Source organism: Ruthenibacterium intestinale (assembly GCF_040096265.1).
Classification (GTDB): Bacteria; Bacillota; Clostridia; order Oscillospirales; family Ruminococcaceae; genus Ruthenibacterium; species Ruthenibacterium komagatae.
Map to the genome: position 1 here is coordinate 1 of NZ_JBBMFA010000021.1, position 1,357 is coordinate 1,357.

A 1,357-nucleotide genomic window follows, 5' to 3' on the forward strand; every position below is an offset into this window, starting at 1 on the left:
GATAAGGTACAATAAGTTTCGCAAATTGAAAAGAGGATAAAAGAAGACATGGTTTGCAGAACTCTGGTAGAATGAAGTTGCGACACACCATTCTGAAAGGAGAGAGCAAACCATGTCCGAGAAGATTGTACAACTAAACGAGGCCGTAATCAAGAACGAACTCAAGGAACTTGTGCGTGGGAGCGTAGAGGAAACTCTCAACGAGCTGCTGGAGACTGAGGCTCAAAAGCTGACCCAGGCGGCCCGGTACGAGCGTAATGAGCAGCGCCAGGGATACCGCAGCGGCCACTACAGCCGCAATCTTACCACCACTTCCGGGGATGTTACCCTCAAGGTACCCAAGCTCAAAGGGATCTCCTTCGAGACCGCCATCATTGAGCGGTATCGCCGCCGGGAGAGCAGCGTGGAGGAAGCCCTCATTGAGATGTACCTGGCAGGCGTGTCCGTCCGGCGCGTAGAGGATATTACCGAGGCTCTGTGGGGAAGCAAGGTGTCTCCGGCCACCATCAGCGAGCTGAATAAGAAAGCGTATGTCCACATTGAGGACTGGCGGAACCGCCCTCTGCAAGGTGGGCGCTATCCGTATGTCTATGTGGATGGGATCTACCTGCGCCGAAATTGGGGCGGAGAGTTTGAAAATGTGGCCATTCTGGTGGCGATTGCGGTAAAGGAGGACGGATACCGTGAGGTTCTTGGTGCCGCCGAGGGCATGAAAGAGGACAAGGCCAGCTGGGTCAGCTTCTTCCAGTGGCTCCGCAGCCGTGGCCTGGACGGAGTGAAACTCATTGTTGGCGACAAGTGTCTTGGTATGCTGGAGGCTGTGGGAGAAGTATTCCCCGAAGCCAAGTACCAGCGCTGCACCGTCCACTTTTACCGCAATGTGTTCTCTGTCACGCCTCGCTCCAAGGTGAAGCTGGTGGCAAAGATGCTCAAGGCAATCCACGCCCAGGAAAGCAAGAGGGCTGCCCGTGAGAAAGCCAAAGCCGTGGTAGAAGAACTACGTTCCATGAAGCTGAAAGAAGCAGCCAAGAAGGTGGAGGATGGCATTGAGGAAACGCTGACTTACTGCGATTTTCCCAGCGAACACTGGACTCGCATCCGTACCAATAACGTCATTGAACGGCTGAACCGGGAGATCCGCCGCCGCACTCGCGTGGTGGGGAGTTTCCCGGACGGCAACTCCGCCCTCATGCTGGTCTGTGCCCGGCTGCGCCATGTAGCCGGTACCCAGTGGGGTAACAAGAAATACATGAACATGAAGCACCTGGAGGCTGCCGTTGAGGATGCCTCCATTGCTGGCTGACTTCTCTCATGCCAGGGCCTGCAAACCATTTTGCGAAAAATACTTGACACTACC

Annotated in this window: 1 protein-coding gene; it reads left to right on the top strand. The window is 55.1% G+C overall.

The features are described from left to right. The first annotated feature begins 112 nt into the window (after positions 1-112). A complete protein-coding gene (locus tag WMO24_RS00460; protein WP_435413663.1) occupies positions 113-1,303 on the top strand; it encodes an IS256 family transposase in 1,191 nt (396 codons plus the stop codon). Positions 1,304-1,357: the final 54 nt, after the last annotated feature.